This is a genomic window from Streptomyces marispadix, from assembly GCF_022524345.1.
GTDB lineage: Bacteria > Actinomycetota > Actinomycetes > Streptomycetales > Streptomycetaceae > Streptomyces > Streptomyces marispadix.
Genome location: NZ_JAKWJU010000002.1, coordinates 944,167 through 958,007 on the forward strand (window position 1 = coordinate 944,167; position 13,841 = coordinate 958,007).

11 protein-coding genes and 1 pseudogene are annotated in these 13,841 nt (G+C 70.7%); 9 read left to right on the forward strand and 3 right to left on the reverse strand.

The window, feature by feature from the left end; translation table 11 throughout:
- Nucleotides 1-49: 49 nt before the first annotated feature.
- Nucleotides 50-838, reverse strand: a pseudogene (locus MMA15_RS04160) (helix-turn-helix transcriptional regulator); the annotation flags it as partial.
- Between the two features lie 275 nt (nt 839-1,113).
- Between MMA15_RS04160 and MMA15_RS04165 the strand changes: the two are divergent.
- The 3 genes from MMA15_RS04165 to MMA15_RS04175 all read left to right on the forward strand — a co-directional run bounded on the left by MMA15_RS04165 (nt 1,114) and on the right by MMA15_RS04175 (nt 4,080).
- Nucleotides 1,114-2,040: an ABC transporter ATP-binding protein gene (locus MMA15_RS04165; RefSeq protein WP_241057587.1), complete on the forward strand. Its 927-nt coding sequence runs from the start codon at nt 1,114-1,116 to the stop codon at nt 2,038-2,040.
- Nucleotides 2,037-2,804 (forward strand): ABC transporter permease, encoded by a 768-nt coding sequence (locus MMA15_RS04170; RefSeq protein WP_241057588.1) that lies wholly within the window; start codon nt 2,037-2,039, stop codon nt 2,802-2,804. The genes MMA15_RS04165 and MMA15_RS04170 overlap by 4 nt, the downstream gene beginning before the upstream one ends.
- A gap of 139 nt (nt 2,805-2,943) precedes the next feature.
- Nucleotides 2,944-4,080: a COX15/CtaA family protein gene (locus MMA15_RS04175; RefSeq protein ID WP_241057589.1), complete on the forward strand. Its 1,137-nt coding sequence runs from the start codon at nt 2,944-2,946 to the stop codon at nt 4,078-4,080.
- 142 nt (nt 4,081-4,222) lie between these two features.
- Here the strand turns inward: MMA15_RS04175 and MMA15_RS04180 are convergent, their stop codons facing one another.
- Entirely contained in the window at nt 4,223-4,573 is a 351-nt protein-coding gene (locus tag MMA15_RS04180) for a VOC family protein (protein ID WP_241057591.1), read from the reverse strand.
- 165 nt (nt 4,574-4,738) lie between these two features.
- Between MMA15_RS04180 and MMA15_RS04185 the strand changes: the two genes are divergently transcribed.
- The gene (locus MMA15_RS04185; protein ID WP_241057592.1) at nt 4,739-5,080 is read left to right on the forward strand and encodes a hypothetical protein; all 342 of its coding nucleotides are present in this window, start codon (nt 4,739-4,741) and stop codon (nt 5,078-5,080) included.
- A gap of 260 nt (nt 5,081-5,340) precedes the next feature.
- Here MMA15_RS04185 and MMA15_RS04190 read toward each other — a convergent pair whose 3' ends face one another.
- Entirely contained in the window at nt 5,341-6,282 is a 942-nt protein-coding gene (locus tag MMA15_RS04190) for a heme o synthase (protein ID WP_241062976.1), read from the reverse strand.
- Nucleotides 6,283-6,891: 609 nt separating this feature from the next.
- Between MMA15_RS04190 and tkt the strand changes: the two genes are divergently transcribed.
- From tkt to pgl, 5 genes are all read left to right on the forward strand, one after another.
- Nucleotides 6,892-8,967 (forward strand): transketolase, encoded by a 2,076-nt coding sequence (gene tkt / locus MMA15_RS04195; RefSeq protein WP_241057594.1) that lies wholly within the window; start codon nt 6,892-6,894, stop codon nt 8,965-8,967.
- Between the two features lie 62 nt (nt 8,968-9,029).
- A complete protein-coding gene (gene tal / locus MMA15_RS04200) occupies nt 9,030-10,172 on the forward strand; it encodes a transaldolase (protein WP_241057595.1) in 1,143 nt (380 codons plus the stop codon).
- Between the two features lie 5 nt (nt 10,173-10,177).
- Entirely contained in the window at nt 10,178-11,704 is a 1,527-nt protein-coding gene (zwf, locus tag MMA15_RS04205) for a glucose-6-phosphate dehydrogenase (protein ID WP_241057596.1), read from the forward strand.
- Nucleotides 11,701-12,843 carry a glucose-6-phosphate dehydrogenase assembly protein OpcA gene (opcA, locus tag MMA15_RS04210; protein ID WP_241057598.1) on the forward strand — a complete coding sequence of 381 codons (1,143 nt, stop codon included), beginning with the start codon at nt 11,701-11,703 and terminating at the stop codon, nt 12,841-12,843. Before zwf ends, opcA begins: the two co-directional genes overlap by 4 nt.
- Nucleotides 12,840-13,622: a 6-phosphogluconolactonase gene (gene pgl, locus MMA15_RS04215; protein WP_241057599.1), complete on the forward strand. Its 783-nt coding sequence runs from the start codon at nt 12,840-12,842 to the stop codon at nt 13,620-13,622. The genes opcA and pgl overlap by 4 nt, the downstream gene beginning before the upstream one ends.
- Nucleotides 13,623-13,841: the final 219 nt, after the last annotated feature.

The following is a 13,841-nucleotide window of genomic DNA, read 5'->3' on the forward strand; positions in this document are numbered from 1 at the left end:
CGACGGCGTTCGCGCCCTTGCCCTCGCCGGTCGCCTTGGCCTCACGGGGCTTGGGCGTGGCCCCGCCGGTCCGGGCGCCCGGCGCCGCGGGCTGCCGGGAACTCCCCGCCGACGGCAGGGAAAGGGTCTGCGGTACGAAAGTGGTGCACACCCCGTCGCCGTGGGCGATCGTCGCCAGCCGCTGGACATGTGTGCCGAGCAGACGGGAGAAGACCTCCGTCTCCGCCTCGCAGAGCTGCGGGAACTGCTCGGCGGTGTGAGCCACCGGGCAGTGGTGCTGGCAGAGCTGCTCACCGCCGGGGGTGCCCCCGGTGGAAGCCGGTGCGCTGTGCGCAGTGGCAGCGTACCCGTCCCTGGAGAGTGCCTCGGCCAGGGCCCGCGTGCGCTCCTCGGGCGGCACGCGCTCCAGCGCGCGACGGTACTGCTCGGCCTGCTCGGCGACGCGGGCACGGGCGAAGTCCGCGACCGCCGCCTCGCCGCGCTCGCCGCCGCCCGCCATCTGCGCTATCCAGCGGAGGGCGTCCGCGGCCAGCTTGTCGTAGTCCTGGTCGAAGGCGTCCCGGCCGCTGTCGGTGAGCGCGAAGGACTTGGCGGGGCGGCCCCTGCCACGGGAGCCGTAGACCCGCTTCTCGCGGGGCTCGACGACTCCCTCGCTCACGAGCGCGTCGAGATGGCGGCGGACTGCCGCCTGCGTCAGCTCCAGCCGCAGCGCCAACTCGGCGGCTGTGGAAGGGCCGTGGTCCAGAATGGAGCGGGCCACCCTGTTACGCGTGCCCTGCTGTTCGTCGTGGCTGCCCGAACCGCTCGGGCCGGCGGAGCCGCCGGACTGGGCGGACACCGACGAAGCGCCGGCGACCGCTCCGGTCGCCGGGCGCGTCCGATGCCCATCAGCCGACTTTTTCACAACGTCATTGTTGCGTAATTCTTCGGGGTGCGGCAAGCCGGGTTCTGACCTGGCCGGATGGCCTGCGTCACGTAAGGGGAGCCTTACCCGCCGCCCGCATCGGGGGGTACGACCCCCACGACGCCGGGGCCACCGGACCGTGAGCGCGTCTGTCACACATCTCAACCCCCGGCCGTGGAAAGCGTTTCCGAATCCCTAGACTCCCCCGTATGGGAAGCGGTGGGGCCCTCGAGATCGCGGGCCTGGTGAAGCGGTTCGGCAGGAAGACCGCCGTCGACGGCCTCGGTCTGTCCGTTCCGTACGGCACGGTCACGGCGCTGCTCGGGCCCAACGGAGCAGGCAAGACCACCACAGTCGAGACCTGCGAGGGCTATCTGAGACCCGACGGCGGCACGGTGCGGGTCCTCGGGCTCGATCCCGTCGCCGACGCTTCCCGGCTGCGCCCCCGTATCGGCGTCATGCTGCAAAGCGGAGGCGTCTACTCCGGGGCACGGGCCGAGGAGATGCTGACCCACATGGCCGGGCTGTACGCGAACCCGCTGGACGTGGACACGCTCGTGGAGGCCCTCGGCCTGGACGGCTGCGGCCGTACGCCCTACCGGCGCCTCTCCGGAGGCCAGAAGCAGCGGCTCTCGCTGGCCATGGCCGTCGTCGGACGGCCCGAACTGGTCTTCCTCGACGAGCCGACGGCCGGCCTCGACCCGCAGGCACGCCGCGCGACCTGGGACATAGTGGGGGCGCTGCGCAGCGACGGCGTCACCGTCGTACTCACCACGCACCACATGGACGAGGCGGAGGAACTGGCCGACGACGTCGTGATCGTCGACGCCGGACGCATCGTCGCCCAGGGCACGCCGGACGCCCTGTGCCGCGGCGGCGCCGAGAACTCCCTGCGCTTCACCGGACGCCCCGGCCTCGACCTGGCGTCGCTGCTCAAGGCGCTTCCCGACGACTCCGCAGCCGCGGAACTCGTACCCGGCGGCTACCGCGTCACCGGCACCGTCGACCCGCAACTGCTGGCGACGGTCACCTCCTGGTGCGCACAGAACGGCGTGATGCCCGACCGCATCTCGGTCGAACGCCGCACGCTGGAGGACGTCTTCCTCGAACTCACCGGCAAGGAGCTTCGTTCGTGACCGCCGGCACCTTCGCCCCCGCACCCGCCGCCGCACCGCTGTGGCGGATGATCGGCGCACAGACCGCGCTGGAGACGCGGATGCTGCTGCGCAACGGCGAGCAGCTACTGCTGACCGTGATCATCCCGACGTTGCTGCTGGTGCTCTTCACCTCGGTCGACGTCGTCGAACTCGGCGGCGGCTCACGCGTCGGATTCCTCACCCCCGGCATCCTCGCCCTCGCCGTGCTGTCCACCGCCTTCACCGGGCAGGCCATCGCCACCGGCTTCGAGCGGCGCTACGGAGTGCTCAAGCGGCTGGGTGTCTCGCCCCTGCCCCGCTGGGGGCTGATGGCGGCGAAGACCGGCTCGGTGCTGGTCGTCGAGGCGCTCCAGGTGGTGCTGCTGACCGTGGTCGCGCTGCTGCTCGGCTGGTCGCCGCGCGGCGGAGCGGTCGCCGTGGCACTGCTGCTGCTACTGGGCACGGCCGCCTTCTCCGGGCTCGGACTGCTGCTCGCGGGGACCGTGCGCGCCGAGGCCACCCTGGCCGCCGCGAACCTGGTGTTCATACTGCTGCTCGTCGGCGGCGGGGTCGTCGTACCGCTGGAACGCTTCCCCGAGGGCGCACAGGGCGTCCTCGGGCTGCTGCCGATCTCGGCGCTCTCCGGCGGGCTGCGCGATGTGCTCCAGCACGGTGCCGGGATTCCCTGGGGCGACCTGGGAGTGCTGGGCGGCTGGGCCGTGGTGGGTCTCGGCGCGGCGGCGGCCTTCTTCAAGTGGGACTGAGGCTGCGTCTGAGGCTGCGTCTAAGACTGGAGGCTGCTTCTGGGACTGGGGCTGCGGGCAGCTTGCGCGGGGCCGCGTCCGGCGGTCCGGATCGCGGTCGCCGACCCCTCGTGAATGTGCGCACAAGCTCGCCCGTACGATGTCTCCCGTGCCTTCCGTGCCCACCGTGCCGAACCTGATCGAGTTCGTACGCAACCCCGTCGCCTTCATCGCCAGGCGCTGGACGCCCGCACCGGAAACCGTCCGGCGGGCCGCCCTCACGGCGCTCGTGATGAGCGTCGTCATCATCGTCACCGGCGGCGCCGTGCGGCTGACCAGCTCGGGGCTCGGCTGCGACACCTGGCCGAAGTGCAGCGGCGACAGCCTCTACGCCACGTCGGAGATGGGCGTGCACGGGGCGATCGAGTTCGGCAACCGGATGCTGACGTATGTGCTCAGCGCGGCCGTCGGCTGGGCCATCGTCGCCGCGCGCTCCGTGAAGCCGCGCCGACGCGGGCTGAGCCGCCTGGCCTGGGCTCAGTTCTGGGTGGTGGCGGGCAACGCCGTCATCGGCGGCGTCACGGTGCTCACCGGTCTCAACCCCTATACCGTCGCGGGCCACTTCCTCCTCGCCACCGGGCTGCTCACCGTGGCCACGCTGACGTGGCTGCGGGCCGCCGAGGGCGACGCACCGCCGCGTCCGCTGGCGGGCCCGGCCGTCGCGAAGCTCGTACGGGCGCTGGTGGTGGCCTCGGCGGCGCTGATGACAGCGGGCACCGTCGTCACGGGAGCGGGACCGCACGCCGGTGACAGCAGCGAAGTGCCGCGCATGCCAGTCGCCTTGGAGACGGCCGCGCAGGTGCACGCCGCCCTGGCCTGGATCGTGGTCGTGCTGACGCTGGCGGTATGGCTGTTGCTGCGAGTGTTCGACGCTCCCGTGGGGCCCAGGGCACGCGCGGGTGAGCTGCTGCTCGTGCTGCTCGCCCAGGGCGCACTCGGCTACGTCCAGTACTTCACCGAGCTGCCCGAGGTCCTCGTGGGGACGCATCTGCTCGGCGCGGCGCTGGTGTGGATCGCCGCGCTGCGGCTGCTGCTCTCGCTGCGGGAGCGCGGGACGCCGCCGGGCGACAGGGGCGAGGCCCGGACGGCCGCCCCGGAGCAGCGGTCCGGGACCGCCGCGCCCTCCACGGAGGAAGCCCGCCTCCCCGCTCCCACCCCGGCGCCCGCATCCGCCTCCGTATCCGCGGACGCGGACGGCGAGCCGGACCGGACCGCGAGCGCCACCGGCCGCCCGTAGCAGGCACCGGCTCAACGCCCTTACGCCGCACGGCCGTTGACGCCGTCCTCTACGGACGCGTCCTCGACGGCTACGTCTTCACGACTGCGGCTCCACAGGCTGCGTCTTCACGGCCCGCGTCCTCACGACCGCGCCGCCGGGCTCACAGCTCGGTGGCCCGCTCATGTCTCGGCTCGTACATGCCGACCTCGCCCCCTCCCGGCAGCCGGAATCTCGTGAGGCGGCCCCAGCCCGCATCGGTCACCGGCTGCGTGAACTCGACGCCCTCCTCGGCCAGTCGGGCCTTCGTCGCCTCGACGTCGTCGCACATGAAGTAGAACTCGTGCGCCTCGGCGCCTTCGAGTGGATGCACGGCGACCTCGGCGGGCGGCAGCTTGAAGATCAGCCATCCGCCTCCCGCGTCGACGTGCGGATATTCGAGTACGTCCCGGAAGAAGGCTCGGTCGGCCTCGGCGTCGCGGCTGTAGATGATGACGTGTCCACCATTGATCATGCGGCGACCCTAGGCGCCGCCACTGACAGCGGCGCTGACCTGCGAAAACGACAGACAGGGGCGGGCATGCAGTGCCCGTCTCGCTTCGGCGCGGCGCATGTGGCATGGGTCTCCCGGCAGGCCCGCCCGTGTCAGGAACGCCTACCCGCCGGTAGCATCGGCGTCATGGCAGACAGCAGCAAGCGAACGGCCAAGCTCGCCAGGGAGATCGGCGACTTCGCGCGGCGTCACGGCGGCAGCGCGGAAGGACAGATCGCGTACGTGGGACAGACCGGCGCCCGCATCGCCCTCGTCGGCGCGGACGGAACCTGGGGCGACCTCATGGCCCCCTCCATGGAGACCGCCCGGCAGGCCACCGAGCGCGCAGGCATCACCGTCCACGAGTCCTTCGCGGGCGAGATGGCCGAGAAGGTGCGTACGGGCCCGTACGAGTGGAGCCGCATGGCGGGCATCCAGCTCGGCGGTAGCACCGAGGCGCGCCCCGCGAAGCGGCCCGCCGGCGCCTGACGCGGCGAGGTCCACAGAGCGTTCCCTGCCGGGAGCGGTGAGGGCCCGGACCACCGTCACTGGTCCGGGCCCTCACATTCCGCCGCGGCGAAGACACCGCCCGCGGCGGCTGCATGACAGGCGCCCATCGGCCGCCCCACGAGCGGCGGTTGCGGCATCGCCCTTACGACGCGGGTACGGCCCCGTACCGGAAGCGACTGTCGTACACAGGCGGCAGGACCCAACGGGCGCCCCCGGGTTTCTCCCTGCGGTCCCCGCTCTCAGCGCAGGAACGGGTCGATCGCGACCGCCACGAACAGCAGCGACACGTATGTGATCGACCAGTGGAAGAGGCGCATCTCCTTCAGCTTCGCGCCCGTGGCCCCGGACTTCGCACGCGTCAGCAGCGCGTGCGCCTCCCACAGCCACCAGCCCCCCGAGGCGAGCGCGACCGAGGTGTAGAACCAGCCGACGTAGCCCAGGGGCCACAGCAGCAGCGAGACCACGACCATCACCCAGCTGTAGAGCACGATCTGACGTGCCACCGCCGAGTTCGTCGCGACCACGGGGAGCATGGGCACGCCGACGCGTGCGTAGTCCTCGCGCACCTTCATCGACAGCGGCCAGTAGTGCGGCGGCGTCCAGAAGAACATGACGAGGAAGAGGATGACGGCGGCCCAGCTCACCTCGTTCGTCACCGAGGACCAGCCGATGAGCACGGGCATGCAGCCCGCGATGCCGCCCCACACGATGTTCTGCGAGGTGCGCCGCTTGAGCACCATCGTGTAGACGAGCACGTAGAAGAGCAGGGCGCCCAGGGAGAGCGCCGCCGAGAGCCAGTTGACGAGGAGTCCGAACCACAGCGTGGACACGACCGCCAGGCTCAGCCCGAAGATGAGACCGGCGCGCGGGCTGACCGCTCCGGTCACCAGCGGGCGGCTCTCGGTGCGGTGCATCAGCGCGTCGATGTCGCGGTCGATGTACATGTTCAGCGCGTTGGCGCCGCCCGCGGAGAGATAGCCGCCGACGCACGTGGTCACGACCAGCCAGAGGTCGGGCACTCCCTGCGCGGCGAGGAACATCACCGGAATCGTGGTGATGAGCAGCAGTTCGATGATCCGGGGCTTGGTGAGCGCCACATACGCCTTGAGCCGGGCAGCGAACGACCGGTCCACGGTGCTGGTCTCCAACACCCCCGCAGGACGGGATCCGACGGCCGTCACGAACACCCCTGATCGCTTCATGAAATGCGAGCGTGAACGGTGCACATTCCGTAGGGCTCGCGCGTACCAAGCCACTTTAGACCGCGCCGGTGTTCGCACCGCGCCGGGGGTGCCGAGCACTCACGACTGCCGGACACGGGCACGGCACCGCAGGTGGGGACGCATCCGGGCCGCCCCGGAGGCCCCGGCGGGAATCCGCCCGGGGTGACTTCTTGTTGTCGTATTCGTCGTGGTTCTCCGGAGTGGTGTTCGCCACGGTCGTCGTCGCGCTGTTCGTGGCGGGGCTCGTGGCGGAGTTCGTGCCGGGAGTTCGTCACGGTGTACGTGCCGGGTCGGCGCGGTGTTCGCGGAGGAACCGTGAGCCCTCTCGCGTCAAGTTCCTCCGGCATGGTTCCCGCGCGGTTCTCGCCGGGGGTCCAACCGGTCTCTCACCGCCGCCCCCACCGTGGCCCGCGCCGGGTTTTCCACGCCGATTTCCGTCGCCGTAAGTGTCGGTGCGCCGTTGTTGAGCACCCTGAAGAGATGCGCCTAGCACAGGGGTACGCTCGACACCGCCGGTGAGCGCAACGGCACCGGCCACCGACATGTGGAGAGGAGCCCTGACCCAGGGTGAGCACCAAGCCGACCACCACAGACCTCGAATGGACCGATCTGGACCAGCGGGCTGTAGACACCGTCCGGGTTCTGGCCATGGATTCAGTGCAGAAGGTCGGCAACGGCCACCCCGGCACGGCCATGGCCCTCGCTCCGGCCGCCTACCTCGTCTTCCAGAAGCTGATGCGCCACGACCCGCACGACCCGGACTGGCCGGGCCGTGACCGGTTCGTCCTCTCCGTCGGCCACTCCAGCCTGACGCTCTACATCCAGCTCTACCTCGCGGGTTACGGGCTCGAACTGGACGACCTCAAGACCTTCCGCACCTGGGGCAGCAAGACCCCAGGCCACCCCGAACACGGCCACACCGTCGGTGTCGAGACGACGACGGGCCCCCTCGGCCAGGGCGTCGCCAACGCCGTCGGAATGGCGATGGCGTCCCGCTACGAGCGCGGCCTCTACGACCCGGAGACTCCCGCCGGCGAGTCCCCGTTCGACCACACCATCTGGTGCTTCGCCAGCGACGGCGACCTCCAGGAAGGCGTCTCGGGCGAGGCTTCCTCCCTCGCGGGCCATCAGCGCCTCGGCAACCTCGTCGTGATGTGGGACGACAACCACATCTCCATCGAGGGCGACACCGAGACGGCCTTCTCCGAGGACACCGTCAAGCGGTACGAGTCCTACGGCTGGCACGTGCAGCGCGTCGACCCGCTGCCCAACGGCGACCTCGATCCGCAGGCCCTGTACCGGGCGTTCGAGGCCGCGAGGGCCGAGACCTCACGTCCGTCCTTCATCGCCGTTCGCTCGATCATCGCCTGGCCCGCGCCCGACGCGCAGAACACCGGGGCGGCGCACGGCGCGGCGCTCGGCGAGGAAGAGGTCGCCAAGACCAAGAAGGTCCTGGGCTTCGACCCCGGGCAGCACTTCCAGGTCGGCACCGACGTGCTGGAGCACACCCGTAAGGCATGGGACCGCGGCCGCGAGGCGCGCAGCGCCTGGGACAAGCACTTCGCCGAATGGCGTGCGGCCAACCCGGAGCGTGCGGCCGAGTTCGACCGCATCCGCGCGGGCGAACTCCCCGACGGCTGGGAGAAGGCCGTGCCCGTCTTCGAACCCGGCAAGGACGTCGCCACGCGCAAGGCGTCCGGTGCCGTGCTCAAGGCGCTCGGCCCGAAGATCCCCGAGCTGTGGGGCGGCTCGGCCGACCTCGCGGGCTCCAACAACACCTCGTTCGACGGGAGTTCGTTCCTGCCGGAGGGCAACCCGCTGCCGGGCGCGGACCGTTACGGCCGCACGCTGCACTTCGGCATCCGCGAGCACTCGATGGGCGCGACCATGAACGGCATCGCGCTGCACGGCAACACCCGTGTCTACGGCGGCACTTTCCTCACCTTCTCCGACTACATGCGCCCGGCCGTACGGCTGGCCGCGCTGATGAAGGCGCCGGTCACATACGTCTGGACGCACGACTCGATCGGCCTGGGCGAGGACGGCCCGACCCATCAGCCCGTCGAGCACCTGCCCGCGCTGCGCGCCATCCCGGGGCTGAACATCGTCCGCCCCGCCGACGCCAACGAGACCGCGATCGCCTGGGCGGAGGTGCTGCGGCGGCACGCCGACAAGCCCGCCCCGCACGGCCTGGCGCTCACCCGTCAGAACGTACCCACCTACGAGCCCAACCCCGAGGCCGCCAGGGGCGGTTACGTGATGTTCGACGCCGACGGCGGCGAGCCTCAGCTCATCCTCATCGGCACCGGCTCCGAGGTGCAGCTCGCCGTGGAGGCGCGCGATGTCCTCCAGGCGGAGGGTGTGCGTACGCGGGTCGTGTCTATGCCGTCCGTGGAGTGGTTCGAGGAGCAGGACCAGGCGTACAAGGACACCGTGCTGCTGCCGGGCGTACGGGCGCGAGTGGCGGTCGAGGCGGCCGTCGGTCTGACCTGGCACCGGTACGTCGGTGACGCGGGGCGGATCGTCTCGCTGGAGCACTACGGTGCGTCGGCGGATTACAAGACGCTCTACCGGGAGTTCGGTCTCACTGCCGAGGCGGTCGTCACGGCCGCCAGGGAGTCGCTCGAGGCCGCGTCCCGCTGACGCCCGCCCGTACACACTCTGCGAATGCACCGAAGCTACGACATGCAGGAGATGCAATTCCCATGACAGACGCTCTCAAGCGCCTTTCCGACGAAGGCGTCGCGATCTGGCTGGATGACCTGTCCCGTCACCGGATCACCTCGGGCAACCTGGGCGAACTCATCGACGAGCAGCACGTGGTGGGGGTCACCACCAACCCGACGATCTTCCAGAAGGCCATCTCTTCCGACGAGAAGTACGACCAGCAGGTCTCCGACCTCGCCTCGCGCGGCGTCACGGTCGAGGAGGCGCTGCGCATGATCACCACCTCCGATGTACGGGACGCCGCCGATGTGCTGCGGCCGGTCTTCGACGCCACGGGCGGCAAGGACGGCCGGGTCTCCATCGAGGTCGATCCGCGGCTGGCGCACAAGACGAAGCCGACGGTGGCCGAGGCGAGGCAGCTCGCCTGGCTCGTGGACCGTCCCAACACCTTCATCAAGATCCCGGCGACGAAGGCCGGGCTGCCCGCGATCACCGAGACGATCGGCAAGGGGATCAGCGTCAACGTCACGCTGATCTTCTCCCTGGAGCGGTATCGCGAGGTCATGGACGCCTTCCAGGCGGGCCTGGAGAAGGCCAAGGCCCTGGGCATGGACCTCTCCACGATCCACTCCGTGGCGTCGTTCTTCGTCTCCCGCGTCGACACCGAGATCGACAAGCGGCTGGACGCGATCGGCACCGAGGAGGCCAAGGAGCTGAAGGGCAAGGCCGCCGTCGCCAACGCCCGCCTCGCCTACCAGGCTTACGAGCAGGTCTTCGGTCCCGCCGACGGCTCCTCCGAACCGCCCGAGCGCTGGCGTGCGCTGGAGCGCGCCGGGGCCAACAGCCAGCGCCCGCTGTGGGCTTCGACCGGAGTGAAGGACCCCTCTCTTCCCGACACCCTCTACGTCACGGAGCTGGTCGCCCCGAACACGGTCAACACCATGCCGGAGGCGACCTTGAAGGCCGCCGACGACCACGGCGAGATCACCGGCGACACGGTGCGCGGAAGCTACTCGGACGCGCAGGCCGTGCTCGACGCCGTCGCCGCGCTCGGCGTCTCCTACGACGACGTCGTGAAGGTCCTGGAGGACGAGGGCATCGAGAAGTTCGAGGCGTCCTGGAACGAACTGCTGTCTTCCACCGAGGCGGAGCTGAAGCGCCTCACGCCGAAGGAGGCGTAAGGGAGTTGACCGACGCAGCCAATCCGCTGCGTGACGCACTGGACCGGCGGCTCCCGCGCATCGCGGGACCGTCGGGGCTGGTCATTTTCGGCGTCACGGGTGATTTGTCACGTAAAAAGCTGATGCCTGCCGTCTACGACCTCGCCAACCGGGGCCTGCTGCCGCCGGGTTTCTCCCTCGTGGGATTCGCCCGGCGGGACTGGGAGCACGAGGACTTCGCCCAGGTCGTGCACGACTCCGTGAAGGAGCACGCGCGCACGCCCTTCCGCGAGGAGGTCTGGAAGCAGCTCTCGCAGGGGATGCGCTTCGTGCCCGGCGCCTTCGACGACGACGAGGCGTTCCGCACCCTGAAGTCGACCATCGAGGAGCTGGACAAGGCCCGTGGTACGGGCGGCAATTTCGCGTTCTACCTCTCCGTGCCGCCGAAGTTCTTCCCCACGGTCGTCTCGCAGCTCAAGCGGCACGGCCTGTCGGAGGGCCCGGAGCATTCATGGCGCCGCGCGGTCATCGAGAAGCCGTTCGGGCACGATCTGCCCAGCGCGCAGAGGCTCAACGCCGTGGTGCACGACGTCTTCAAGCCCGACCAGGTCTTCCGCATCGACCACTACCTGGGCAAGGAGACCGTTCAGAACATCCTGGCGCTGCGCTTCGCCAACACGATGTTCGAGCCGCTGTGGAACCGCAGTTACGTCGACCACGTGCAGATCACCATGGCCGAGGACATCGGCATCGGCGGCCGCGCCGGCTACTACGACGGCATCGGCTCCGCCCGTGACGTCATCCAGAACCACCTCCTCCAGCTGCTGGCCCTCACGGCCATGGAGGAGCCTGCCTCCTTCGGCGCCAAGGCGCTGGTGACCGAGAAACTCAAGGTGCTCAACGCCGTGCGTCTGCCCCGGGAGTTGGGCAAGCACACCGTCCGCGGCCAGTACGCGGCGGGCTGGCAGGGCGGCGAGAAGGTGCGCGGCTATCTGGAGGAGGAGGGCATCGACCCGGAGTCGAAGACCGACACCTTCGCCGCGATGCGCCTCGGGATCGACAACCGCCGCTGGGCCGGGGTGCCGTTCTACCTCCGTACGGGCAAGCGCCTCGGACGCCGCGTCACCGAGATCGCCGTGGTCTTCCAGCGCGCGCCGTACTCGCCTTTCGACGCGACCGACACCCAGGAGCTGGGGCAGAACGCCCTGGTCATCCGCGTACAGCCGGACGAGGGCATCACCATCCGGTTCGGCTCGAAGGTGCCCGGCACGCAGATGGAGATCCGCGACGTGACGATGGACTTCGCCTACGGCGAGTCGTTCACCGAGTCCAGCCCGGAGGCGTACGAGCGCCTGCTGCTCGACGTACTGCTGGGCGACGCGAACCTCTTCCCCCGGCATCAGGAGGTCGAACGGTCCTGGGAGATCCTCGACCCCGTCGAGCGCTACTGGGACAAGCACGGCAAGCCCGAGCAGTACCCGGCCGGCACCTGGGGCCCCCAGGCTGCCGACGAGATGCTCGCACGCGACGGACGGAGCTGGCGCCGGCCATGAACATCGACCTCACGGACACCACTTCCAGCCAGATCAACACCACCCTCGTACAGGCCCGCCGCTCGATCGGCTCCCCCGCCGTCGGCATGGTCCTCACGCTGGTCGTCGTCACCGACGAGGGCAACCACTACGACGCGCTGAAGGCCGCGAGCGAGGCGTCCAAGGAGCACCCGTCGCGCATCCTCGTCGTCATCCGCCGCCCGGGGCGCTCACCCCGCGACCGCGCCACGGCCAGGCTCGACGCGGAGGTGCGCGTCGGCAGCGACTCCGGCACGGGCGAGACCGTACTGCTGCGTCTGCACGGCGAGTTGGCCTCGCACGCCTACAGCGTCGTGCTGCCGCTGCTGCTGCCGGACGCTCCCGTCGTGGTGTGGTGGCCCGAAGACGCTCCCGACCACCCGTCCCAGGACAAGCTCGGCACGCTCGGACAGCGGCGCATCACGGACGCCGCGGCCTCCGAGGACCCGATCTCGACGCTGCGGCTGCGCGGCGAGACGTACGCGCCCGGCGACACCGACCTCTCGTGGACGCGGCTGACGCCGTGGCGGAGCGTCCTCGCGGCGGGACTGGACCAGCAGTCGCTGAAGGTGCGTTCGGCGGTGGTCGAGGGCGAGGGTCACAACCCTTCGACGGAGCTGCTCGCGCTGTGGCTGGCTGAGCGCCTGCGCGTGCTCGTGGAGCGCGAGGTCACCGACGGGCCCGGCATCACGGCCGTACGTATGGCGACGGCGGACGGCGAGATCTGCCTCGACCGCGCCGACGGTTCGCTCGCCGAACTGGCCGTGCCGGGGCAGCCGGACCGCCATGTGGCACTGCACCGTCGCGGCACGGCCGAACTGATCGCGGAGGAGCTGCGGCGTCTGGACCCGGACGAGGCGTATGCGTCGGCCGTGCAGTACGGCACGAAGCAGTTCGCCAAGGGCGGCGGCAAGGGCCGTAACGGAGGCGGCAACGGCGGGGGCGCCCGCGGCGGTTCAGGCGGGGGTTCAGGCGGGGGCGATACCGGCGGAGGCGCCGCGAGGAGCGGCAAGCGCACGCAGGCCCGAGCCACCGCACAGCCGGAGGAGGACTCCGCCAAGCAGCCCGCGGCAGCGAAGAAGGCCGCCAAGTCGCCCGCCAAGAGGGCGGCGAAGAAGTGACCGCCGCCGCCCAGGTCTTCGTACACCGCGACAAGCAGGAGACGGCCCGGGCGGCCGCCGCACGGCTCGTCGCCCGCGTCGTCGACGCACAGTCGGCACGCGGCAGCGCCTCCGTCGTACTGACGGGCGGACGCAACGGCAACGGTCTGCTCGCCGCCCTCGCCTCCTCCAACGCCCGTGACTCCATCGACTTCTCACGGCTGGACGTGTGGTGGGGCGACGAGCGGTTCCTGCCCGAGGGCCACCCGGAACGCAACGTCACACAGGCACGCGAGGCGCTGCTGGACTCGGTCCCGCTCGACCCGGCACGCGTCCACCCCATGGCGCCCTCCGACGGCGCGTACGGCAACGACGTGGAGGCCGCAGCCGAGGCGTACGAGGCCGAACTGGCCGCCGCCGCACGCCCCGAGGACCATGCGCCGGTGCCGTCGTTCGACGTGCTGCTGCTGGGCGTCGGCCCCGACACCCACGTGGCGTCGCTCTTCCCCGAGCACCCCGGTGTACGCGAGACGGAACGCACGGCGGTGGCGGTGCACGGCGCTCCCAAGCCGCCGCCCGTACGCATCTCGCTCACGCTGCCCGCGATCCGCGCCGCACGCGAGGTGTGGCTGCTGGCGTCGGGCGAGGACAAGGCGGACGCGGTGGCCCTGGCCCTCTCCGGGCCGGGCGAGATACAGGCCCCGGCGGCGGGCGCCTACGGTCGCAGCCGCACGCTCTGGCTCCTCGACGAGGCAGCGGCGGCAAAGCTCCCGAGGGATTTGTACCCGCCGTTGTCATAGCTGCCCGGCGGGAGGGCGGGCGTTCTCTTCGCCGCTCCCGTAGGCGAGTTGACGGCTTGTCCCGCGAACCGACGGCCAACCGACGGCCAACGACGGCGAACTGAGGGCTTGCGCCGGTCGGCTGACGGCGCGGCGGCCGGCGAACTGACGGTTTGTTCACGTCGATTGACGGCCGCGGCCCGTCCGGTGGTGGCACCGGGCGGGCCGTTTTCTCGTAAG